This is a genomic window from Ideonella benzenivorans (assembly GCF_020387415.1).
Classification (GTDB): domain Bacteria; phylum Pseudomonadota; class Gammaproteobacteria; order Burkholderiales; family Burkholderiaceae_C; genus Ideonella; species Ideonella benzenivorans.
Map to the genome: position 1 here is coordinate 462,083 of NZ_JAGWCB010000008.1, position 22,581 is coordinate 484,663.

Annotated in this window: 19 protein-coding genes and 1 tRNA gene; 7 read left to right on the plus strand and 13 right to left on the minus strand. The window is 66.9% G+C overall.

Annotated features, from left to right (window positions below):
- Positions 1 to 50: 50 nt before the first annotated feature.
- Entirely contained in the window at positions 51 to 2,147 is a 2,097-nt protein-coding gene (locus tag KGA65_RS07795) for a phosphocholine-specific phospholipase C (protein WP_225862573.1), read from the plus strand.
- 5 nt (positions 2,148 to 2,152) lie between these two features.
- Here the strand turns inward: KGA65_RS07795 and KGA65_RS07800 are convergent, their stop codons facing one another.
- From KGA65_RS07800 to rimP, 8 genes are all read right to left on the minus strand, one after another.
- Complete coding sequence (locus KGA65_RS07800) at positions 2,153 to 3,274, minus strand: enoyl-CoA hydratase/isomerase family protein (RefSeq protein ID WP_225862574.1); 1,122 nt, start codon at positions 3,272 to 3,274, stop codon at positions 2,153 to 2,155.
- A 78-nt stretch (positions 3,275 to 3,352) separates the two neighbouring features.
- Complete coding sequence (locus KGA65_RS07805; RefSeq protein WP_225862575.1) at positions 3,353 to 4,267, minus strand: DMT family transporter; 915 nt, start codon at positions 4,265 to 4,267, stop codon at positions 3,353 to 3,355.
- Positions 4,264 to 6,093, minus strand: a complete 1,830-nt coding sequence (gene typA / locus KGA65_RS07810; RefSeq protein WP_225862576.1) for a translational GTPase TypA — start codon at positions 6,091 to 6,093, stop codon at positions 4,264 to 4,266. The genes KGA65_RS07805 and typA overlap by 4 nt, the downstream gene beginning before the upstream one ends.
- On the minus strand, positions 6,090 to 7,058 hold the full coding sequence (gene truB / locus KGA65_RS07815; protein WP_225862577.1) for a tRNA pseudouridine(55) synthase TruB: 969 nt from the start codon (positions 7,056 to 7,058) through the stop codon (positions 6,090 to 6,092). Before truB ends, typA begins: the two co-directional genes overlap by 4 nt.
- Before the next feature lie 7 nt (positions 7,059 to 7,065).
- Complete coding sequence (gene rbfA / locus KGA65_RS07820; protein ID WP_225862578.1) at positions 7,066 to 7,431, minus strand: 30S ribosome-binding factor RbfA; 366 nt, start codon at positions 7,429 to 7,431, stop codon at positions 7,066 to 7,068.
- Positions 7,432 to 7,517: 86 nt separating this feature from the next.
- Positions 7,518 to 10,439 (minus strand): translation initiation factor IF-2, encoded by a 2,922-nt coding sequence (gene infB, locus KGA65_RS07825; RefSeq protein WP_225862579.1) that lies wholly within the window; start codon positions 10,437 to 10,439, stop codon positions 7,518 to 7,520.
- A 61-nt stretch (positions 10,440 to 10,500) separates the two neighbouring features.
- Positions 10,501 to 11,979: a transcription termination factor NusA gene (gene nusA / locus KGA65_RS07830; RefSeq protein WP_225862580.1), complete on the minus strand. Its 1,479-nt coding sequence runs from the start codon at positions 11,977 to 11,979 to the stop codon at positions 10,501 to 10,503.
- Positions 11,976 to 12,530 carry a ribosome maturation factor RimP gene (gene rimP / locus KGA65_RS07835; protein WP_225862581.1) on the minus strand — a complete coding sequence of 185 codons (555 nt, stop codon included), beginning with the start codon at positions 12,528 to 12,530 and terminating at the stop codon, positions 11,976 to 11,978. The genes nusA and rimP overlap by 4 nt, the downstream gene beginning before the upstream one ends.
- A 190-nt stretch (positions 12,531 to 12,720) precedes the next feature.
- Here rimP and fabI point away from each other — a divergent pair, with 190 nt between their 5' ends.
- The gene (fabI, locus tag KGA65_RS07840; protein ID WP_225862582.1) at positions 12,721 to 13,521 is read left to right on the plus strand and encodes an enoyl-ACP reductase FabI; all 801 of its coding nucleotides are present in this window, start codon (positions 12,721 to 12,723) and stop codon (positions 13,519 to 13,521) included.
- Between the two features lie 59 nt (positions 13,522 to 13,580).
- Here fabI and KGA65_RS07845 read toward each other — a convergent pair whose 3' ends face one another.
- Positions 13,581 to 15,839, minus strand: a complete 2,259-nt coding sequence (locus KGA65_RS07845) for an Orn/Lys/Arg family decarboxylase (protein ID WP_225862583.1) — start codon at positions 15,837 to 15,839, stop codon at positions 13,581 to 13,583.
- A gap of 187 nt (positions 15,840 to 16,026) precedes the next feature.
- Here KGA65_RS07845 and KGA65_RS07850 point away from each other — a divergent pair.
- Positions 16,027 to 16,117, plus strand: a tRNA-Ser gene (locus KGA65_RS07850).
- 71 nt (positions 16,118 to 16,188) lie between these two features.
- Here the strand turns inward: KGA65_RS07850 and KGA65_RS07855 are convergent.
- The gene (locus KGA65_RS07855) at positions 16,189 to 16,566 is read right to left on the minus strand and encodes a Fur family transcriptional regulator (RefSeq protein WP_225862584.1); all 378 of its coding nucleotides are present in this window, start codon (positions 16,564 to 16,566) and stop codon (positions 16,189 to 16,191) included.
- Positions 16,567 to 16,612: 46 nt separating this feature from the next.
- Here KGA65_RS07855 and KGA65_RS20915 point away from each other — a divergent pair, with 46 nt between their 5' ends.
- From KGA65_RS20915 to KGA65_RS07870, 4 genes are read left to right on the plus strand one after another with little or no spacing between them, the layout of a single operon-like run.
- Complete coding sequence (locus KGA65_RS20915) at positions 16,613 to 16,741, plus strand: hypothetical protein (RefSeq protein ID WP_255650470.1); 129 nt, start codon at positions 16,613 to 16,615, stop codon at positions 16,739 to 16,741.
- On the plus strand, positions 16,731 to 17,465 hold the full coding sequence (gene aztA, locus KGA65_RS07860; RefSeq protein WP_225862585.1) for a zinc ABC transporter ATP-binding protein AztA: 735 nt from the start codon (positions 16,731 to 16,733) through the stop codon (positions 17,463 to 17,465). The genes KGA65_RS20915 and aztA overlap by 11 nt, the downstream gene beginning before the upstream one ends.
- Positions 17,462 to 18,358, plus strand: a complete 897-nt coding sequence (locus KGA65_RS07865; protein WP_225862586.1) for a metal ABC transporter permease — start codon at positions 17,462 to 17,464, stop codon at positions 18,356 to 18,358. The genes aztA and KGA65_RS07865 overlap by 4 nt, the downstream gene beginning before the upstream one ends.
- Positions 18,355 to 19,263, plus strand: coding sequence for a metal ABC transporter substrate-binding protein (locus tag KGA65_RS07870; protein WP_225862587.1), 909 nt, complete (start codon positions 18,355 to 18,357; stop codon positions 19,261 to 19,263). The genes KGA65_RS07865 and KGA65_RS07870 overlap by 4 nt, the downstream gene beginning before the upstream one ends.
- A 50-nt stretch (positions 19,264 to 19,313) precedes the next feature.
- On the opposite strand, the gene KGA65_RS07875 is transcribed toward KGA65_RS07870, so the two are convergent.
- The 3 genes from KGA65_RS07875 to KGA65_RS07885 all read right to left on the minus strand — a co-directional run bounded on the left by KGA65_RS07875 (position 19,314) and on the right by KGA65_RS07885 (position 22,571).
- A complete protein-coding gene (locus KGA65_RS07875; protein WP_225862588.1) occupies positions 19,314 to 20,465 on the minus strand; it encodes a branched-chain amino acid ABC transporter substrate-binding protein in 1,152 nt (383 codons plus the stop codon).
- Positions 20,466 to 20,664: 199 nt separating this feature from the next.
- Positions 20,665 to 21,090 (minus strand): DNA polymerase III subunit chi, encoded by a 426-nt coding sequence (locus tag KGA65_RS07880; protein ID WP_225862589.1) that lies wholly within the window; start codon positions 21,088 to 21,090, stop codon positions 20,665 to 20,667.
- A 17-nt stretch (positions 21,091 to 21,107) separates the two neighbouring features.
- Positions 21,108 to 22,571: a leucyl aminopeptidase gene (locus tag KGA65_RS07885; protein ID WP_225862590.1), complete on the minus strand. Its 1,464-nt coding sequence runs from the start codon at positions 22,569 to 22,571 to the stop codon at positions 21,108 to 21,110.
- Between the last annotated feature and the right edge of the window lie 10 nt (positions 22,572 to 22,581).

Here is a 22,581-nt window from a genome sequence, read left to right on the forward strand (position 1 = left end):
CCCGGTTTCTAGCGTGTGAAGCCTTCCCCACTCGCCCCTGAGGTCCCCTCATGACCGATCCCCGCCGCCGCCAGTTCCTGCAATGGGCCAGCGCCACCAGCGCCGCCGCCGGCCTGCACCCCAGCATCGCCCGTGCCCTCGAGATTCCGGCCCACCACCGCACCGGCACGCTGGCCGACGTCGAGCATGTGGTGATCCTGATGCAGGAGAACCGCTCCTTCGACCACCTGTTCGGCACGCTGCGCGGCGTGCGCGGCTTTGCCGATCCACGGGCGGTCACGCTGCCCTCGGGTCAGCCGGTCTGGTACCAGATGAACGGCGCCCAGCTGGTGCTGCCCTTCCGTCCGCCGGTGGAGAACCTGGGCCTGACCTTCCTGCCCGACCCGCCGCACGGCTGGACCGACACCCATGCGGCCTGGAACCAGGGCCGCCACGACCAGTGGGTCCCCAACAAGGGCCTGTCGGCCATGACCTACCACCAGCGCGCGGACATCCCCTTCCACTACGCGCTGGCCGATGCCTTCACCGTCTGCGACGCCTACCACTGCTCGCTGCTGGGCCCGACCGATCCGAACCGCTACCACCTGTGGACGGGCTGGGTCGGCAACGACGGCAAGGCCGGTGGCCCGGTCATCACCAACGCCGAAGCCGGCTACGACTGGAAGACCTACCCGGAACGCCTGCAGGCCGCCGGCGTGAGCTGGAAGATCTACCAGGACACCGGCACCGGCCTGACCGCCGACGGCTACTGGGGCTGGACCAGCGACCCCTACATCGGCAACTACGGCGACAACTCGCTGCTGTACTTTCACCAGTACCAGAACGCCGTGCCCGGCACCCCGCTGGCCGACAAGGCCAAGACCGGCACCGCCATCGTCAACAGCAACCGGGATCCGAACGGGCTGGTGGCCCAGTTCCGCCAGGACGTGGCCAACAACGCGCTGCCGCAGGTCTCCTGGATCGTCGCCCCAGAAGCCTACAGCGAGCACCCCAACCACCCGGCCGACTACGGTGCCTGGTTCGTCTCCCAGTTCCTGGACGCCCTGACCGCCAACCCGGCCGTCTGGAGCAAGACGGTGCTGCTGGTCAACTACGACGAGGAAGGCGGCTTCTTCGACCACATGGTGCCACCCACCCCGCCGGCCCATGCCAGCCTGGGCGCCTCCACCGTGAAGACCACGAACGAGCTCTATGCCGGTGACGCCAGCCACCCGGCCGGCCCCTACGGCCTGGGCATGCGGGTGCCGATGCTGGTGATCTCGCCCTGGAGCAAGGGCGGCTGGGTCAACTCCCAGGTCTTCGACCACACCTCGGTGATCCGCTTCCTGGAGGCCCGTTTCGGCGTGACCGAGAGCAACATCACCCCGTGGCGCCGCGCCGTCGCCGGCGACCTGACCACCGCCTTCAACTTCGCCACACCGAACGCCAAGGTGCCAACCCTGCCCAGCACCTCGGCCTACTTCCCGCCCGACCTGGTGCGCCACGCCGACTACGTGGTGGTGGCACCGGCCAACCCGCAGCTGCCGGTGCAGGAAACCGGCGTGCGCCGTGCCCGTGCCCTGCCCTATGCGCTGCAGGCCAACGGTCACCTGAAGGTCGACAAGGGCCTGTATGTGCTGGAATTCCTGAACGAAGGTGCGGCCACCGCCGTGTTCCAGGTCCACAGCGCCACCACGCTGGACGCGCCACGCTGCTACACCGTCGAGCCGGGTCGCTCGCTCAAGGGCCAGTGGAATCTGCTGGCCGCCGGGGTGAGCCAGTACGACCTGTCGGTCTCGGGCCCCAACGGCTTCCTGCGCCGCCAGCGCGGGGGCGTGGCCAAGAGCAGCACGCGCGTCGAAACCAGCACGGTCTACAGCCCGGTGGCCGGCGACGAGGCCATCACCGTGACCTTCCACAACGCCGGCAAGGCGGCCGTGACCCTGAAACTCAGCGACCAGTACAGCGGCAAGTCCCAGACCTTGACGCTGGCCGTCGGCGATGCGCAGTCGCTGACCTGGTCTCTGCACCGGACCTTTGGCTGGTATGACCTGCAGGTCACCACGGCCAGCGATGCCGGCTTCCTGACCCGACTGGCCGGCCATGTGGAAACCGGCAAGCCCAGCGTCAGCGACCCGATGATGGGCGGCCTGAAACTGAAGGGCTGAGCCCGTCAGTCCAGCGCGCGCAGCGGGTGCACCACGGCGGGCCAGGGGCTGGCGAAAAAGCCGGCCACCAGGTCCGGCGTCACATCCTCCACGCGCGCGGGGTTCCAGCGCGGCTGGTGGTCCTTGTCGACCACCAGTGCGCGGATGCCCTCCACCGTCTCGCTGGCCGTCCCCGGCCGCAGGTGGAAGCAGTGACGCACCAGGTCGCGCTCCATGCGCAGATCGTCGGCCAGGCTCATCTGCCGGGCGCGGCGCACCTGTTCCAACGTCACCGCCATCATCAGCGGTGAGCGCTTGCGCAGCCCGGCCAGCGTGTGCTGCGCCCAGGCGCTGTCATCACGCCCCAGCGAGGCCACGATGGCGGCCAGCGAGGCGGCGCTGAAGTGCTGGTCGATCTGCGCCTGCAACGCAGCCAGGCGACTCTCCCCGGGGGCCTCGGCCCGGGCCCGCACCGCGGCTTCCAACTGGCCCCCGGTGCCGGCCGAGCCATCGGCCAGGCTTTCGACCACCGCCGGCAGCCTGGCCGATGGCAGCATCACGTCCGCCAGACCGACGGCCAGGGCATCGGCCGCGCCCAGCACCTCACCGGTCAGCGCCAGGTACTCGCCCACATGGCCCGGGCAACGGGCCAGGAACCAGCCACCACCCACATCCGGGAACAGACCGATGTTGGTCTCCGGCATGGCCAGCTTGCTCAGCTCGGTCACCACCCGCAGCGACGCGCCCTGGCTGATGCCCATGCCGCCCCCCATGCACACCCCGTCCATCAGCGCGATGTAGGGCTTGGGGTACCGGTGGATCAGGTGGTTGAGGGCGTACTCCTCGGTGAAGAAGTCTTCCAGTCGCGGGTCACCGGCCAGGGCCGCCTGGTGAAAGAAGCGGATGTCACCGCCCGCGCAGAAGGCCGGGGGTTTGCCCTCCCGGCCGGCGCCCTGCACCAGCACGCCCTTCACGGCGGGGTCGTCGCGCCACTGCAGCAGCACGGTGGTCAGGTCGCGCACCATCGCCAGCGAGAGCGCATTGAGCGCCCCGGCCCGGTTCAGGGTGATCAGGCCCAGGGGGCCACGACGTTGCGCGAGGATGTGCCCGCCGGCACACAGCGGCGGCACAAAGGAATCCGAGGTCATGCGGGGATGTCTCCTGCCGGTCGACAGGCCGGCTCTGGTCGCATTGTGCCGTCGCCCAGGCGCCTCTCGGGGGCGGGATCAGCGCGCCGCCGCCAGCCGGGTGCGCCAGAGGGCAAGCCCCTCATTGGCCGTCAACGCCCCCAGCACCAGCAGGCCACCGCCCAGCACTGCCGGCGTGGGGGCCTCGGCCGTGCCCAGCCAGGTCCAGGCCACGCCGAACACGATCTCCAGCTGGCCCAGCAGCGAGGCCTCCGGCGCTTTCAGCACCCGCCCCGCGGCAACCGCCATCACACACGGGATGGCCAGCTGCACCACCCCCAGCAGGCTCAGCAGGCGCATGTCGTGCCCGGAGGCCTGCAGCGGCCAGGCCAGCGGCAAAGAGACAGCAGCCGACAGCACGGCCCCGATCAGCACCGCGGCCGAGAGATCCTGCTGCGCTGCCCCACGCCGGGCGTTCACCTGCATCATCACCCACACCAGCGCGCTGCACACCGGCACCAGCAAGGCCAGGGCCGTGCCCAGCAGGTGGCGCAGATCGCCCCCCACCACATGGGACACATGCATCCAGGCAATGCCGCCGCTGGCCATGGCGATGGCCACCCAGGTGCGCACCGGCAGCCGCTGCTTCAGCGCGAAGCGGGCGATCAGGGCCGTGAGCAGCGGCGACAGGGCCTCGGTGATCAGCACGTTGGCCACGCTGGTCAGCGTCAGCGCCACCATGAAGGCGGTGTACATGACACCCCAGCCCAGGCCGGACCACCACAGCGTGGCCCCGCCCTGGCGCAGCTGCGCCCACAGCGTGCGCGGCCCCATCTGCCAGCTCAGCAGCACGGCCATCGCGACCGTGTTCGAGGCACTGCGCCAGAAGGTCACCTCAAAGGAAGCGGCCGAATCCAGGTGCCGGGTCACGACCCCGGCAATGCTCCACAGCAGCGTGGCCAGCACCATGGTGGCCACCGCGCGGCGGTGGCTCATCATGGGCGCGGCGCTCATGCGCCTTCGCGGGCGGCCTTGCGGCGTTCGTGCTCGGTCAGGAAGCGCTTGCGCAGGCGGATCGACTTGGGCGTGATCTCGACCAGCTCATCGTCCTCGATGAACTCGACGCCGTATTCCAGCGTCAGCTCGATCGGGGGGGTGACCTTGATCGCGTCTTCCTTGCCGCTGACGCGGAAGTTGGTCAGCTGCTTGGTGCGGGTGGCGTTGACCACCAGGTCGTTCTCACGGCTGTGGATGCCGACGATCATGCCTTCGTAGACCGGGTCGTTCGGCTTGACGAACATGCGACCGCGGTCGTCGAGCTTGCCCAGGGCGTAGGTGAAGATTTCACCGGCATCCATCGAGATCAGCACACCGTTCTTGCGGCCGGCGATGTCACCCTTGTGGGGCTCGTAGCCGTCGAAGATGTTGGAGATCAGACCCGAGCCACGGGTCAGGTTCAGGAATTCGTTGGAGAAGCCGATCAGACCGCGGGCCGGGATGCGGTATTCCAGGCGCACGCGGCCACGGCCGTCCGGCTCCATGTTGACCAGCTCGCCCTTGCGCTCACCCAGGGCCTGCATCACGCCGCCCTGGTGCTGCTCTTCCACGTCGGCGGTGACCAGCTCGATCGGCTCGCACTTGACGCCGTCGATGTCGCGGAACACCACGCGCGGCTTGCCCACGGCCAGTTCATAGCCCTCGCGGCGCATGTTTTCCAGCAGGATGGTCAGGTGCAGTTCGCCCCGGCCCATCACCTCGAAGACACCGTCCTCGCTGGTTTCGGACACGCGCAGCGCCACGTTGCTCTGCAGTTCCTTCTGCAGCCGGTCCCAGATCTGGCGGCTGGTGACGAACTTGCCTTCCCGGCCGGCCAGCGGCGAGGTGTTGACGCAGAAGTTCATCGTCAGCGTCGGCTCGTCCACCTTCAGCATCGGCAGCGGGGCGGGGTCGCTGGGGCTGGTCAGCGTCACGCCGATGCCGATGTCCTCGATGCCGTTGATCAGCACGATGTCGCCCGGGCCGGCTTCGGTGACCTGCACGCGGTCCAGCCCCTGGAAGGTCAGCACCTGGTTGACGCGGCCCTTGAAGCTCTTGCCATCCGGGCCTTCCATCACCAGCACGTCCATCGACGGCTTCAAGGTGCCCTGGCTGATGCGGCCCACACCAATGCGGCCCACGAAGGTCGAGTAGTCCAGCGCGGAGATCTGCAGCTGCAGCGGCGCTTCCGGATCACCCTGGTGCGAGGGCACATGCTTCAGGATGGTGTTGAACAGGGCCGACATGTCGGGGCCCCACTGCTCACCGGGCGCGCCCTCTTCCAGCGAGGTCCAGCCGTTGATGCCCGAGGCGTAGACCACCGGGAAGTCCAGTTGCTCGTCGGTGGCGCCCAGCTTGTCGAACAGGTCGAAGGCGGCGTTGATGACAGCATCGGGCTTGGCACCCGGCTTGTCCACCTTGTTGACCACGACGATGGGCTTCAGGCCCAGGGCCAGCGCCTTCTTGGTCACGAAGCGGGTCTGCGGCATCGGGCCTTCCTGGGCGTCGATCAGCAGCACCACGCCGTCCACCATGGACAGGGCGCGCTCCACCTCGCCGCCGAAGTCCGCGTGTCCCGGGGTGTCGACGATGTTGATGTGGGTGCCTTCCCAGCTGACCGCGCAGTTCTTGGCCAGGATGGTGATGCCGCGCTCACGTTCGATGGCGTTGTTGTCCATCACGGTGTCGACCACCTTCTCGTGTTCGGCGAAGGTGCCCGACTGGCGCAGCAGCTGGTCGACCATGGTGGTTTTGCCATGGTCCACGTGGGCGATGATGGCGATGTTGCGAATCTGTCGGCTCATGGTGTTTCTTTCTGGTTGACCAGCAGGGCCTGCACCTCGATGGGGCTGAGCAGGCGGTCGGGTATCAATTCACCGGCGGTGACATGGGCACTGCCCAGGAAGGTGGACGGGTTGGGTCCGTAGACGCGCACCGCCGGCATGTCGGGCGCCTTCACCTTGCGGCGCATTCCGGTCAGGAAGCGCCCCGCATCGTCCATGGACAGGCACAACGCCGGCCAGTCGGCCAGCATGCAGTCGGGGCCGCGCAGCAATGCGTCGCGACCTGCCTCGTCCAGTTCGGCCAGGCGGTCCAGAGAGACCGCCTCGGCCACGTTCAATCCGCCGCTGTGCGTGCGCCGCAGTCCGGCCAGGTGGGCCCCACAGCCCAACGCCTCACCGATGTCTTCAGCCAGGGTGCGGATGTAGGTGCCCTTGCTGCAGCGCACGGCCAACTGCACGCTGCAGGCCGCAGCATCCCAGCCCAGGATGTCGATGGCGTGAATGCGCACCTGGCGCGGCTCGCGTTCCACCTCGATCCCGGCGCGGGCGTACTCGTACAACGCCTTGCCGTCCTTCTTCAGGGCCGAATGCATCGGCGGCATCTGTGAGATCAGCCCGGTGAAGCGTGCGCAGGCGGCTTCGATGTCCGCCATCGTCACCTGCACCGGACGCACCTGCACGATCTCGCCCTCCATGTCGCCGCCCACCCGGGTCTGGCCCAGGCGCAACGTCGCCGCGTAGGCCTTGTCAGCCTCCAGGCTGGCTTGCGAGAACTTGGTGGCCGCGCCAAAGCACAGCGGCAGCAGACCGGACGCCAAGGGGTCCAGCGTGCCGGTGTGGCCGGCCTTCTCGGCGCGGAACAGGCGCTTGGCCTTCTGCAGCGCGTCGTTGCTCGACAGGCCCACCGGCTTGTCGAGCAACAGCACGCCATGCACCGGCCGCCGCACGATGCGGGGGCGCGGTGCCGTCACGGGGGATTCGCTCATGACCAGCTCAGTCATCCTTGGCTCGCGTGGCGTTGGCCTGCTGGATCAGCGAATTCAGCTCGGCCGCACGCTCGGTGGTCTGGTCGAACTTGAAGTGCAGCGTGGGCACGGTGTGGATGGACAGGCGCTTGAACAGCCCATTGCGCACGAAGCCGGCCGCCTCGTTCAGGGCCGCCTCGGTGGCGACCGGGTCGCCCACCAGCAGCGAGAACAGCACCTTGGCGTGCGCGTAGTCGGGCGTCACCTCGACGGCATTGATCGTGACCATGCCAATCCGGGGGTCCTTCAGCTCGCGGATCAGCTCGGCCACATCGCGCTGGATCTGGTCGGCCACCCGGAAACTGCGGTTGGGGAGACTTTGTTTGTGTCGCATGGAGAAGCTCCTTGCAGGTCGGGCCACTCAAGCAAAAACCCCGCCGGGTTTCGGCGGGGTCGTGCTGGCGAGCAGCGCCACCCTGTTTACAGCGTGCGTGCCACTTCCTTGATCTCGAAGATCTCGAGCTGGTCGCCTTCCTTGATGTCGGTGTAGTTCTTGAGCTTGATACCGCACTCGAAGCCTTCCTTGACCTCGCGCACGTCGTCCTTCTCGCGCCGAATCGATTCGACATCGCCCGTGTAGATCACGATGTTGTCGCGCAGCAGGCGGAACTTCGCGTTGCGACGCACCACCCCGGAGGTGACCATCGAACCCGCGATCGTGCCGATCTTGGTCGCCACGAACACCTTGCGGATCTCGGCCATGCCGATGATCTCTTCCTTCTGCTCGGGCGCCAGCATGCCGGCCATCGCCGCCTTCACCTCGTCCACCGCGTCGTAGATGACGTTGTAGTAGCGGATGTCCACGCCATTGCCATCGGCCACCCGACGGGCGTTGGCGTCCGCACGGGTGTTGAAACCGATGATGACGGCCTTGGAGGCGATCGCCAGGTTGACGTCGGACTCGCTGATGCCACCAACCGCCGCATGCACCACCTGCACCCGGACCTCGTCGGTCGAGAGCTTGAGCAGCGAGGAGACCAGGGCTTCTTGCGAGCCTTGCACGTCGGCCTTGACGATCAACGGCAGCACCTGGGCCTGGCCTTCGCCCATGTTCTCGAACATGGACTCCAGCTTGGCGGCCTGTTGCTTGGCCAGCTTGACGTCGCGGTACTTGCCTTGGCGGAAGGTCGCGATTTCACGGGCGCGGCGCTCATCGGCCAGCACCATGAAGTCGTCACCGGCCTGCGGCACCTCGGTCAGACCCTGGATCTCCACCGGAATGGAGGGGCCGGCCTCGGCGGTGTTGTGGCCATCCTCGTCCAGCATGGCACGCACGCGGCCATAGCTGGCACCCGCCAACACCACGTCGCCACGCTTGAGCGTGCCGGTCTGCACCAGCACCGTGGCCACGGGGCCGCGGCCCTTGTCCAGGCGGGCTTCGATCACGATGCCCTTGGCCATCGCGTCGACCGGCGCCTTCAACTCCAGCACCTCGGCCTGCAGCAACACCTGCTCCAGCAGCTCGTCGACGCCCTGACCGGTCTTGGAGGACACGCCCACGAAGGGGCTGTCGCCACCGAAGTCTTCCGGCACCACTTCCTCGGCCACCAGCTCGCTCTTGACGCGATCCGGGTTGGCTTCGGGCTTGTCGATCTTGGTCATCGCGACCACGATCGGCACGCCGGCCGCCTTGGCATGGCTGATGGCTTCCTTGGTCTGCGGCATGACGCCGTCGTCGGCCGCCACCACCAGGATCACGATGTCGGTGGCCTTGGCACCGCGAGCCCGCATGGCCGTGAAGGCCTCGTGACCCGGGGTGTCCAGGAAGGTGATCATGCCGCGCTTGGTCTGGACGTGGTACGCGCCGATGTGCTGCGTGATGCCGCCGGCTTCGCCTGCGGCCACACGGCTGCGGCGGATGTAGTCCAGCAGCGAGGTCTTGCCGTGGTCGACGTGACCCATCACGGTCACCACCGGGGCACGCGGCAGTGCGTCGCCGCTGGCGGCGGCCTCTTCCTCCTCGGAGAAGGCTTCCGGGTCGTCCAGCTTGGCGGCAAACGCCTTGTGGCCCATTTCCTCGACCACGATCATGGCCGTTTCCTGGTCCAGCTGCTGGTTGATGGTCACCATCTGGCCCAGCAGCATCATCTTCTTGATGACTTCGCTGGCCTTGACCGACATCTTGTGAGCCAGGTCCGCGACCGAGATGGTCTCGGGCACGTAGACCTCTTGCACCACCGGTTCGGTCGGCGCCTGGAAGGTGCTGGAACGATCGGTGTCGCGGTGGTCACCGCGGCGACCGCCGCGCGGCGCGCGCCAACCCGGCCGGTTGCTCGACATGTCGGTCCGGGGCTTGCCAGCCACACCGCGTTTCTTCGCGTCATCGGCCCAGCTGGACGACAGCTTCTCCGACTTGACCGACTTCTTGTCGCCAGGCTTGGCCGCAGACGGCGATGCCGTGGTCGGGGCCGGGGCACCGGTCTTGGTCTTGTGGATGGTGCCCTTGATGCCTTCCTTGCTCACTTCGGCAGGCTTGGGCTCTTCCGGCTTCTTGGCCACCATGACCTTGGACTTGCGGGCCATCATGTCGCGGATGGCGGCAGCTTCGGCCTCCGCCTTGCGGCGGCGCTCGGTCAGGTCGGCCAGACGCTTGGCTTCCTCGGCATCCTGCCCGACCGCCGACGCCTTGACCACGCGCAGCGCAGGCTTGGGGGCGGGAGCGGGGGCCGCGGGTGCAGCAGGTGCGGGCGCAGCCACGGCGGCGGCCGGCGCTCGCGAGGCCGGCGCAGCGTGGGTCGACGCTTCCGCCGCCTTTTCCGCAGCCTTCTTGGCCTTGACCGCTGCGGCAGCGGCCTCTTCCGCGGCCTTGGCCGCAGCCGCTTCGGCAGCAGCCTTCGCGGCAGCGGCTTCGGCAGCCGCCTTGGCCGCGGCTTCGCGTTCCAGGCGTTCCTGTTCCTCGCGCTGACGGCGCTTTTCGGCCAGCTCTTCTTCCTGCTGGCGGATCAGCTCCGCCTGGCGGCGGGCTTCTTCCTCACGGCGGGTGAGCTCAGCTTCCTCGGCAGCCGCTTCCTCTTCAGGACTGGCGCCGGCCGGCAGGTCGTCACGCTTGACGAAGGTGCGCTTCTTGCGCACTTCCACCTGGATGGTACGGGCCTTGCCGCTGGCATCAGCCTGCTTGATTTCGCTGGTCGATTTGCGGGTCAGGGTGATCTTCTTGCGTTCGCCACTCGTGCCCATGCCATGCGCATTGCGCAGATGATCGAGCAGGCGCTCCTTGTCGGACTCGCTCAGCGAGTCGTCGGGCGAGTTCTTGGCGACGCCGGCCGACTTCAGCTGCTCCAGCAGCGTCGCGGCGGGCCTGTTCAGCTCCGCGGCGAGTTGGGCGACGGTGGTCACTGCCATTCTGGGATTCCTTGTCTGGGTACCGTGTGCGTGGATGCTCGTATGAGGCCTCTGTCGGGTGTCAGGCGTTGAACCAATGTTCACGTGCCTTCATGATCAATGCCTTGGCCTCGGTCTCGTCCACGCCGGTCATATCGACCAGTTCGTCGACGGCCAGGTCCGCCAGGTCGTCACGGGAATTGACGCCTCCGGCAGCCAGCTTGGCGATCAGATCGGGGTTCAACCCCTCCAGGTCGCGCAGGTCCTGGGACACACCGCCCACGCCCTCCTCGCGCACGATTTCCATGGTCAGCAGCGCATCCTTGGCTCGGTTGCGCAGCTCGGTGACGGTGTCTTCGTCGAAGCCCTCGATCTCCAGCATTTCCTGCAGCGGCACGTAGGCCACTTCTTCCAGGCTGGTGAAGCCTTCGGCGATCAGGATGTCGGCGACTTCCTCGTCCACATCCAGCTTCTCGACAAACAGGCGGCGCACGACGTCGGATTCCTGCGCCTGCTTGGCCGCCGATTCCTCGGCCGTCATGATGTTGATGCGCCAGCCGGTCAGCTCCGAGGCCAGGCGCACATTCTGGCCACCGCGGCCGATGGCGATCGCCAGGTTCTCCTCGTCGACCACCACGTCCATCGCATGCCTTTCCTCGTCGACGACGATGGACTGCACGTTGGCCGGGGCCAGGGCGCCGATCACGAACTGGGCCGGATCCTCCGACCACAGCACGATGTCCACCCGTTCGCCAGCCAGCTCATTGGTCACGGCGGTGACGCGCGAACCCCGCACGCCGACGCAGGTGCCGATCGGGTCGACCCGCTTGTCGTGCGAGACGACGGCGATCTTGGCGCGGCTGCCCGGGTCGCGGGCGCAGCTCTTGATCTCCAGCAGGCCTTGCTCGATCTCCGGCACCTCCTGGGCGAACAGCTCGACCATGAACCCCGGCGCCGAGCGCGACAGCAGGATCTGCGGACCGCGCGCGGTCGGATCCACGCCGCTGATGAAAGCCCGCACGCGGTCCCCCGTGCGCAGGTTTTCCTTCGGGATCATCTCGTTGCGCTTGAGGCGGCCTTCGACACGGCCGGACTCGACGATGATGTCGCCCTTGTCCAGGCGCTTGACGGTGCCGACGAAGATCTTCTCGCCGCGGGCCAGGAAGTCCTGCAGCAGTTGCTCGCGCTCGGCGTCACGGATCTTCTGCAGGATGACCTGCTTGGCGGCCTGGGCGCCGATGCGACCGATCGGCACCGATTCGATCGGCTCCTCGATGTAGTCGTCCACCTCGATGTCGGCGATCTGCTCCTTGGCCTCGAACAGCAGGATCTCGGCGTCGGGAATCTGCAGACCAGCCTCGTCGGGCACCACATGCCAACGGCGGAAGGTCTCGTATTCGCCCGTGTCGCGGTCGATGGCGACGCGGATGTCCACCTCGCCACCGTGCAGCTTCTTGGTGGCGGAGGCCAGGGCCAATTCAACCGCGCCGAACACCACATCGCGGTCCACGCCCTTTTCGCGCGAGATCGCATCCACCAACATCAGCATTTCGCGGTTCATTCTTGTTGACCTCCGTCGTTTGTCTCGTCGCCCGGAGCGGGCTGGGCGGCTGGGGCCGCCTTGGTGCGACGGCCCTTGAAATCGAGCACCGGCACCAACCGGGCTTCACGCACCTCGTCCAGGCTGAAGTCCAGAACCTGGTCGACCTTGCCATCGTTGAAGACCAGTTGCCAGCCTTCACCGCTTTCAGTGGCCTGCAGCAGGCCTTCGTATTTTTTGCGTCCTTGGAAGGGGAGCTTCAAGGTGACCTGCACCTGCTGCCCCGCGAAACGGGCATAGTGTTCGGGCGTCTTCAGCGGCCGATCCAGCCCCGGCGAGGAGACCTCGAGCCGGGCGTAGTCGACGTTCTCGACCTCCAGCACATACTGCAGCTGGCGGGTCACCACCTCGCAGTCCTCGACCGTCACGAACTCCTGCCCACCGGTCGGATACACCTTGCCGGGCACGCGGTCGATATAGACGCGCAACAACCCGCCGGTCGATCGTTCGACATCGACGAGTTCATAACCCAAACCTGTCACCGTCTTCTCGACGGCCTGGCTCCAGCTCATCAGGGTGCGAGTACCTTTCTGCGAAATTGCCCCAGCACGAACGCCAACGCAAAAAAAATGGGCAGAGATGAATCCGCCCACTTCGTTAGCTATCGGCATTCTAGCGAAGTTCGAATTATAGCCCGAGCCCTGTCTCACAGCAAGTTGCCCGTGTCAAAATCACGCTGGACCACAACACTCCGGAGACCGCATGGGATTCCTCGCCGGCAAGCGCCTGCTCATCACGGGCCTGCTTTCGAACCGCTCCATCGCCTACGGCATCGCCAAGGCCTGCCACCGCGAAGGTGCCGAACTGGCTTTCAGCTATGTCGGCGACCGCTTCAAGGACCGCATCACCGAATTCGCCGCCGAATTCGATTCCAAACTGGTGTTTGACTGCGACGTGGGCGACGACGCCGCCATCGAGCGCCTGTTCACCGACCTCAAGGCCGCCTGGCCCGAGGGCTTCGACGGCTTCGTGCACTCGATCGGCTTCGCGCCGCGCGAGGCCATTGCCGGTGATTTCCTGGATGGTCTGTCGCGCGAAGGCTTCCGCGTCGCGCACGACATCTCGGCCTACAGCTTCCCGGCGCTGGCCAAGGCGGCCCTGCCCTCGCTGCGCGACAACGCCGCACTGTTGACCCTGTCCTACCTGGGCGCCATCCGCTACGTGCCGGCCTACAACACCATGGGGCTGGCCAAGGCTTCGCTGGAAGCCAGTGTGCGCTACCTGGCCGCCAGCCTCGGCCCCAAGGGCATCCGGGTCAACGGCATCTCGGCCGGCCCGATCAAGACCCTGGCGGCCTCGGGCATCAAGGGGTTCGGCAAGCTGCTGGACATCTTCTCGCGCAATGCCCCGCTGCGTCGCAACGTGACGATCGAGGATGTCGGCAACGTCGCCGCCTTCCTGCTGTCCGACCTGGCGGCCGGCATGACCAGCGAGATCACCTACGTCGACGGCGGCTTCAGCCACGTGATGGTGGGCGGCATGCCCAGCGAGGACGAGGCCTGAGCCGCCTCCCCTCCCATCGCAACCCTCGCCTCGGCGAGGGTTTTTTGTGCCCAGCAAACTCAGTCGCGCACGCAATCGACGTAATAGCGGCGCTCGCCACCCGGCCCTTCCTCGGTCACCAGGCCATGCACATCGGTCTCGAAGCCCGGGAAGGTCTTGTTGAAGTCCCGCACAAAGCGCAGGTAGTCCACGATCCGACGGTTGAAGCGCTCCCCAGGGATCAACAGCGGAATGCCCGGCGGATACGGCGTCAACAGCGAGGTGGTGATGCGCCCTTCCAGTTCCTCGACCGGCACCCGCTCGGTCCGGCGGTTGGCGATGTAGGCAAACGCCTCGGTCGGCTTCATCGCCGGCTGCAGATCCGACAGGTACATCTCGGTGGTCAGCCGGGCGATGTCCCCCTTGGCATACATCTGGTGGATGCCATGGCTGAGGTCGTGCAGGCCCATGCGCTCATAGCGCGGATGCGCGGCGCAAAACTCCGGCAGGATGCGCCAGAGCGGCTGGTTGCGGTCGTAGTCGTCCTTGAACTGCTGCAACGCCGTCAGCAGCGTGTTCCACCGGCCCTTGGTGATGCCGATCGTGAACATGATGAAGAACGAATACAGCCCCGTTTTCTCGACCACCACGCCATGCTCGGCCAAGAACTTGGTGACGATGGAGGCCGGAATGCCGCTCGCGGCAAACTGCCCCGACACATCCAGGCCCGGGGTGATGATGGTGGACTTGATCGGGTCCAGCATGTTGAAGCCGGCGGCCAGGTTGCCGAAGCCGTGCCAGGTCTCGTTGGCCTTGAGCACCCAGTCGTCCTGGCGGCCAATGCCCTCTTCGGCCAGCCGGTCCGGACCCCAGACCTGGAACCACCAGTCTTCACCGTACTCCTCGTCCACCTTGCGCATCGCGCGGCGGAAGTCCAGCGCTTCCTTGATGCTCTCTTCCACCAGCGCGGTGCCACCCGGCGGCTCCATCATCGCCGCGGCCACGTCACAGGACGCGATGATCGCGTACTGCGGCGAGGTGGAGGTGTGCATCAGATAGGCCTCGTTGAACAGCGGACGGTCCAGCTGGGTGCTCTGCGAATCCTGCACCAGCACCTGTGACGCCTGACTGATGCCAGCCAGCAGCTTGTGGGTGGACTGGGTGGCATAGACCACCGCCTGCTGCGGGCGCTTGCGGCCCTTGCCCATGGCGTGGAAGGTGCCGTAGAACTTGTGGAAGGCCGCGTGCGGCAACCAGGCTTCGTCGAAGTGGATGGTGTCGACCCAACCGTCGAGCGCGGACTTGATGTACTCGGTGTTGTAGAGCACGCCGTCGTAGGTGCTCTGGGTCACCGTGAGGATCTTGGGCCGCACCGTTTCCGGGTCCACGTCCTGCAGCAGCGGGTGCTGAGCGATCTTGCGCCGGATCGATTCCTTGCTGAACTCGCTCTCCGGGATCGGGCCGATGATGCCGTAGTGGTTGCGGGTCGGCGTCAGGAAGACCGGCACCGCGCCGGTCATGATGATGCTGTGCAGGATGGATTTGTGGCAGTTGCGGTCCACCAGCACCACATCCCCCGGGGCCACGTTGTGGTGCCAGACGATCTTGTTCGAGGTGGACGTGCCGTTCGTGACGAAGAAGCAGTGGTCCGCGTTGAAGATGCGCGCCGCGTTCTTCTCGCTGGCAGCCACCGGGCCGGTGTGGTCCAGCAGTTGCCCCAGTTCCTCAACCGCGTTGCAAACGTCCGCGCGCAGCATGTTCTCGCCAAAGAACTGGTGGAACATGCGGCCGATCGGGCTCTTCAGGAAGGCCACGCCGCCGGAGTGCCCCGGGCAGTGCCAGGAATAGGAACCGTCGTGCGCATAGTCCATCAGCGCCCGGAAGAACGGTGGCGCCAGGCCATCCAGATAGCTCTTGGCCTCACGGATGATGTGACGCGCCACGAACTCGGGCGTGTCTTCGAACATGTGGATGAAGCCGTGCAACTCCCGCAGGATGTCGTTCGGGATGTGCTGCGAGGTGCGGGTCTCGCCATACAGGTAGATCGGGATGTCCGCGTTGCGAAAGCGGATCTCGCTGATGAAGGCGCGCAGGTTCACCACCGCCGGGTCCAGCTCGGGGCCGGGCGTGAATTCCTCGTCGTCGATCGACAGAATGAAAGCGCTGGCCCGGCTTTGCTGCTGCGCGAACTGCGACAGATCACCGTAGCTGGTCACGCCCACCACCTCGAAGCCCTCCTTCTCGATGGCTTCGGCCAGGGCACGGATGCCCAGACCCGAGGTGTTCTCGGAACGGAAGTCCTCGTCAATGATGACAACCGGAAAGTGAAAGCCCTGCATGGCGGCTCCTGAAACACGGCGGGCGAGCCCGAAAATGGAAGGGCGAAGTGTAGGCCCGAACGATGACGGGGTTGCGGCCGCAGGCCACGAAGATGGCGATGCCGGTCCGGATCGTCTGGCGGAGAAAAATTTCAACGACACTGGTGACATCGGCTTTCGATGCGCTATCATGGCGGGCTTATCCCACGGAGGGATGGATGAGCGGTTTAAGTCGCACGCCTGGAAAGCGTGTGTGGGTTAATAGCCCACCGCGGGTTCGAATCCCGCTCCCTCCGCCAAGACAAAGATGAACGCCCCGCAGCCTTGTGCTCTGGGGCGTTTTTCTTTGCCCAGATGGTCCAGCGCCAGATCAGGTCGAGCCGCGGCAGTCGGCACACAGGCCATACAACGTCAGGTCATGGGCCTCGACCGAAAACCCCGGCGGCGCGAGCCGCTGCAGATCCCCCGGGCAGGCATGGATGTCGAACACCCGCTGGCACTGCGTGCACTGGAAGTGGTGGTGGTGGTCATGGCCCGCCAGTTCGTAGCGCACGTTGTCGCCTGGCAGGTTGACACCTTGGATCTCGCCATCCTCCAGCAGCAGGCGCAGGTTGCGGTAGACCGTGGCCAGCCCCAGCGCCGGCACCTCCGTCCGCGCCTGATCCAGCACCTCTTGCGGGGACAGGGGCCGCCCCGCCGCCGCAATGGCGGCGCGGATGGCGGTGCGCTGGCGGGTGGATCGTTGCATGTCAAAGATTCTGGCATACTTCAATTTTGAAAACTCATTCTCAATAATGACTTCCCCATCGCATGGCAGCCACTGGCTGATGGCCTCCAGCCTGAAGGCACGGGTGATCCTTGCCCTGCTGGTGCTGCTGGTGCTGTGGTTGGCCGTGGCCTGGGCCCTGAACGATGTCGCCTGAGACCACCGCCAGCCCCCCCTCCCTGCAACTGGAACAGGTGCGCCTGTGCCGCGAGGGCCGCACTGTGCTGTCCGCCCTGACCGGGTCCTTCCTGCCCGGCACCCTCACCGCCGTCATCGGCCCCAATGGCGCGGGCAAGTCCACGTTGCTTGAGGCGCTGGCGGGCGAACTGGCCCCCAGCGAAGGCCGCATCGTCCGGGCCCCTGGCCTGCGCCTGGGCTACCTGCCCCAGGCCACCCGCCTGGACCGTCAATTCCCCCTGCAGGTTCAGGAGGTGGTGGCACTGGGGCTTTGGCCGCACATCGGCCCCTGGGGCGGACTGGATGGCCGCGCACGCCAACGTGTGGACCAGGCACTGACCGAGGTGGGCTTGGCCGGGCTGGGGCAGCGCCCCCTGCAGACCCTGTCCACGGGGCAGTTCCAGCGCATGCTGTTTGCCCGACTGCTCGCGCAGGAAGCCCAGCTGCTGCTGCTGGACGAGCCATTCGCCGCCATGGACGAACGCACCACGGTGGAACTGCTGGGCCTGCTCCAGCGCTGGCAGGCCCAGGGCCGGACGGTGGTCGCAGTGCTGCACGACCTGACGCAGGTGCGCGAGCATTTCTCGCACACCCTGCTGCTGGGGGGGGCCCAGCCTGTCTGGAGCACCACCGCGGCCGCCCTGCAGCCCGCTGCGCTGATCCAGGCGGGCTACGCCTCGGCCCAGGAGGCACGTTGCGCATGAGCACCCTCCCCCTGCTGCACGAACTGCTGATCCAGCCGTTCACCGAGTTCGGCTTCATGCGCCGGGCCTGGATTGCCGGCTTGGCGTTGAGCCTGAGCACCGGCCCGGTGGGCACGCTGCTGATCCTGCGTCGCCTGACGCTGATGGGCGATGCCATGTCGCATGCCCTGCTGCCCGGTGCGGCGCTGGGCTTCATGCTGGCAGGCCTGTCCCTGCCTGCGCTCGGCCTGGGAGCCTTTGTCGCGGGCCTGCTGGTGGCCGCGCTGGCGCACCAGGTGGCCCGCCTCACCGCCCAACGCGAGGAATCGGCGCTGGCCGCCTTCTACCTGATGGCACTGGCCTCCGGCGTGATGCTGGTGTCCCTCAAGGGCACCAGCGTCGACCTGATGCACCTGCTGTTTGGCAATATCCTGGCGGCCGATGCCCAGACGCTGCCATTGGTTGCGGGCGTGGCCAGCCTCACCCTGCTGCTGCTGGCCATCTTCATCCGCCCCCTGGTGGCCGACACGCTGGATCCCGGGTTCCTGAGACTGGTCTGGCCCAGCGGTGCCGGGTGGATGAGGCCCTTGTACATGCTGCTGCTGGTCACCAACCTGGTGGCAGGCTTTCTGACGCTGGGCACCCTGATGTCGGTCGGGCTGCTGGTGCTGCCCGCTGCCGCGGCCCGCTTCTGGTCACGCAACCTGGGCACGCAGATGGTGCTGGCCACGCTCATTGGCGCACTTGCCAGCACGGCCGGCCTGCTGCTGTCGTACCACGCACAGCTGCCCACCGGGCCCGCCATCGTGCTGAGTGCCGGCGCGGTCTACCTGGGCTCGCTCATCCTGGGCCGGATCGACAGCCTGCGGGCCCGCCACCTGGCCCCTCTGACCTCTCAAGGAGACTCCCGATGAAACGATCCACCGTCCTCGCGGCCCTGGCCAGCCTGTGTGCCACCCCTGCGCTCTGGCCCGAAATGGCCCATGCGGCGGCCCCGGGCAAGCCACTGCGCGTCGTGGCCAGCTTCTCGATCCTGGGCGACATGGTGCAGCAGGTGGCTGGCCCCCTGGCCGAGGTTCACACACTGGTCGGCCCGGGTGGTGATGCCCATGTCTTCGAGCCCCGCCCCGCGGATGCCCAGCGCCTGGCTTCCGCCGACCTGGTGGTCATCAACGGCCTGCACCTGGAGGGCTGGATCGACCGCCTGATCCAGGCCTCCGGCTTCAAGGGCCGCGTGGTCGTGGCCAGCCAGGGCATCACGCCCCGGCTGCTCGACGGCCACCCGGATCCACACGCCTGGCAGAGCCTGCGATGGGCCGCCACCTACGTGCGCAACATCCAGGCCGCCCTCAAGACCGCCCGGCCCGCCCAGTCGACGCAGCTGGACCGGCAGGCCGAGGCCTACCTGAAGCAACTGCAGGCTCTGGATCAACGCACGCGGGCACAGCTCGCCGCCATCCCCGCAGCGCAGCGCCGCGCCGTCACGACGCACGACGCCTTCGGCTACTTTGCCGCCGAGTACGGGGTGACTTGGCTGGCACCGCAAGGCTGGACCACGGCCGAGGATGTGTCGGCCAAGGACGTGGCGCGAGTGGTGCGCGAACTCAAGGCCCAGCACGTGCGCGCCCTGTTTCTGGAAAGTGCCGGCGACCCGCGCCTGATGCAGCAGATCGCCCGCGAGGCGGGCGTGCACATCGGCGGAGAGCTCTATGCCGACACCCTGTCACCGGCGGGTGGCCCGGCCGACAGCTACCTCAAGCTGTTCGAATACAACGTGCGTACCATCGTCCAGGCGCTGCAAGCATCTGCCCGACCATGAAAAAGGCCGCCCGAAGGCGGCCTTTGAGGGCTGTGTGAACAGCCTGGCGATCAGTGCACCACGCCCAGGGCGGTCTTGGCACCGCCCTTGTAGGTGTACAGGGTCAGGGCGCCGTTCTTGATGTCACCCCTCTCGTCGAAGGCGATGGTGCCCGTCACGCCCTTGTAGCCCGTGGTCTTGGCCAGCACCGGCAGGTACTTGGCCGGCTCAGCCGAACCCGCCTTCTCCATCGCAGCGGCCATCACCATCGTGGCGTCATACACGTAGGGCGCGTAGATCTGCACGTCGGCGTTGAACTTCTTCTTGAACTTGGTGCGGAAGTCTTCCATCGCCTTCACGGCCACCTTGTCCTTCTCGTCGATACCGCCGGCTTCGGCGCACACCACCTGGCTGTCGGCGATCGTGCCGGCCGCCAGCTTGGGCAGCTCGCTCGTGCAGATGCCATCACCACCCATGAACTTGGAGGTGATGCCCAGTTGCTTCATCTGGCGCAGCATCGGGCCGGCCACGGCGTCCATGCCGCCGTAGAAGACGATCTCGGGCTTGGCACCCTTGATGGAGGTCAGGATGGCGGTGAAGTCGGTCGCCTTGTCGTTGGTGAACTCGCGCTTGACAACCTTGCCGCCAGCAGCCTTCACGCCCTTTTCGAACTCGTCGGCCACGCCCTGGCCGTAGGCGGTGCGGTCGTCGATCACGGCGATCGTCTTGCCCTTGAGGGTTTGCACCGCGTACTTGCCCAGCGTGCCGCCCAGGTGCACGTCATCCGCCACCACGCGGAAGGTGGTCTTGAAGCCCTGGCGGGTGTACTTCGGGTTCGTGGCCGACGGCGAGATCTGCGGAATGCCCGCGTCCGAATAGATCTTCGAGGCCGGGATCGTGGTCCCCGAGTTCAGGTGGCCGATCACGCCGTTCACCTTTTCGTCCACCAGCTTCTGGGCGGCGGCGGTGCCTTGCTTCGGATCCGCGGCGTCGTCTTCCGTCAGCAGAACAAACTTCGCCTTCTTGCCACCGATCATCACGCCCTTGGCATTCAACTCGTCGATGGCCATGCGGGCACCGTTCTCGTTGTCCTTGCCAAGGTGGGCGATGCTGCCGCTGGTCGGGCCGACGTGACCGATCTTGACCACCAGGTCCTCGGCATACACCGAGCCGGCCATCAGGGCCACAGCGGCCGAAACGATCACATTCAGTTTGACTTGCATAGGTTCGAACCTCTTCAAAGGGTGAGTTGAGATGTCAATGGGGTCACAGCGCTCAACGAGCGGGCAACGATACTCCAAAAAGATCGCTGCGAAACCGGTGCTCACCGAGGGCTTCCCCCCAGGCCGACCGGCCGTTCGTCAGCAGCCTGCCACAGCCCACGCAATCCCCATGCCAAGGGCGCAGACACCCCGCTCGACATCACCCTCCGGCGTGGTGGACCAGCGCATGCCCGGCCCGCTCATAGGCCTTCCAGCGTTGGCGGCCGGCCCGCTGGTCCTCGTCATCCAGGCCGACGATCTCGGCCACACGCTCGAAGCGACCGGTCCAGTCGACCAAGTCCACGCCGAGGTTGATCACACTGTCGCAGGCCAGGCCTTCGACCGCCTGCTCGATCAGCCACACCGGGGTCAGCTCCTGCACCAACGGAGCCGGTGGCACGCGGGTGTGGACATGGGGCAGAAAGTCCAGCTGAGGCTCGGTCCACAGCGCCGCACTGAGCCGGCGCAGGTCCGGGGTGGCGCCCAGCACGCAGACGCGCCCCCCCGCGTGGACCTTCTTGCGCACCAGGCGCTGGGCCAGGGCAATCCGGTCCTGCACCCCCGTCAGAAAGACGATCTGTGCCATCGGTCCGCCTGCTGGTCTCAGCGCTTGGCGGCGCGCGACAGCACGAAGTGCGTCAACAGACCCACCGGCCGACCCGTGGCCCCCTTCTGGGGCCCGCTGCGGTAGGCGACGCCCGCGATGTCCAGGTGGGCCCAGGGGTACTGTTTCGCATAGCGCTGCAGGAACTTCGCCGCCGTGATCGCCCCGCCCGCGCGCGCGCCCACGTTGGCCATGTCGGCGAAGTTGCTCTTCAGGGCTTCGTCGTATTCTTCGTCCAACGGCATGCGCCAGCAAGGATCCAGCGCCACCGTGGAGGCCGTCAGCAGATCGGCGGCCAGGGTGTCGTCAGCGGCAAACAGGCCGGCATGGTGGTGGCCCAGCGCCACCACGCAAGCGCCCGTCAGCGTCGCCACATCCACCACAGCCGCCGGCTTGAAGCGTTCAGCATAGGTCAGCGCGTCGCAGAGGATCAGGCGCCCCTCGGCATCGGTGTTCAGGATCTCGATGGTCTGGCCGGACATGCTGGTCACCACGTCGCCCGGCTTGACGGCCACGCCACTGGGCATGTTCTCGCAGGTCGGGATCAGCGCCACCAGGTTGACCTTGGGCTTGAGCTGGGCCACGGCACGCACCGTCCCCAGCACGCTGGCCGCGCCGCACATGTCGAACTTCATCTCGTCCATGTCGGCACCGGGCTTGAGCGAGATGCCGCCGGTGTCGAAGGTGATGCCCTTACCCACCAGCACCAGCGGAGCCTCCTTCTTGGCGGCCCCCTGGTACTCGATGACGATGAAGCGCGGCGGCTCCTCGGAGCCCTTGGCCACCGCCAGGAAGGAGCCCATGCCCAGCTTCTCGATGGCCTTGCGGTCCAGCACCTGGACGCTCAGATCAAACTCGCTGCCCAACGCCTTGGCCTGCTCGCCCAGGTAGGTCGGCGTGCAGACATTGGCCGGCAGGTTGGCACAGTCGCGCGCCAGACCCACGCCGGCGGCAATGCCCTCACCCAGCGCCAAACCGGCCTTGACGGCCGGCATGCTGGCCTTCTCCGCCAGCATCGACACCTTGACCGGCAGCACCGGCTTGTCGGCCGAGGGCTTGGTGGCCGTGTAGAGATAGGCGTGCTGGTCCACGGCCAGCACCAGGGCTTCGGCATGTCCGGCCTCCGGCGCGACACCTGCCAGGGTCACGGCCAGGTGCTTCACGCCACGCCCCTTCAGCAGGGCCAGGGCACCCGACACGGCGGCGCGGAAGGCCTTGGCGGACCCGTTCTTGGCCACCGAAAGCACCAGCCGGACGGCCTTGAACCCCTCGGGGGCATTCAGGTACAGCGTGCGCCCGGCCTTGAATTCGAGATCACCTTGCTTGACCAGTTGGGCCAGCACGGCATCCAGGGCAGCGTCGCCCGTCTTCCCTTCACCATCCGCCAGCAGGACCGCGATCAGCGTGTCCGCCGCGACGGTGGCAAGTCCATCGGCGGTGGCCGCCAGAGCTTGAAAGTTCATAATCCGTCTC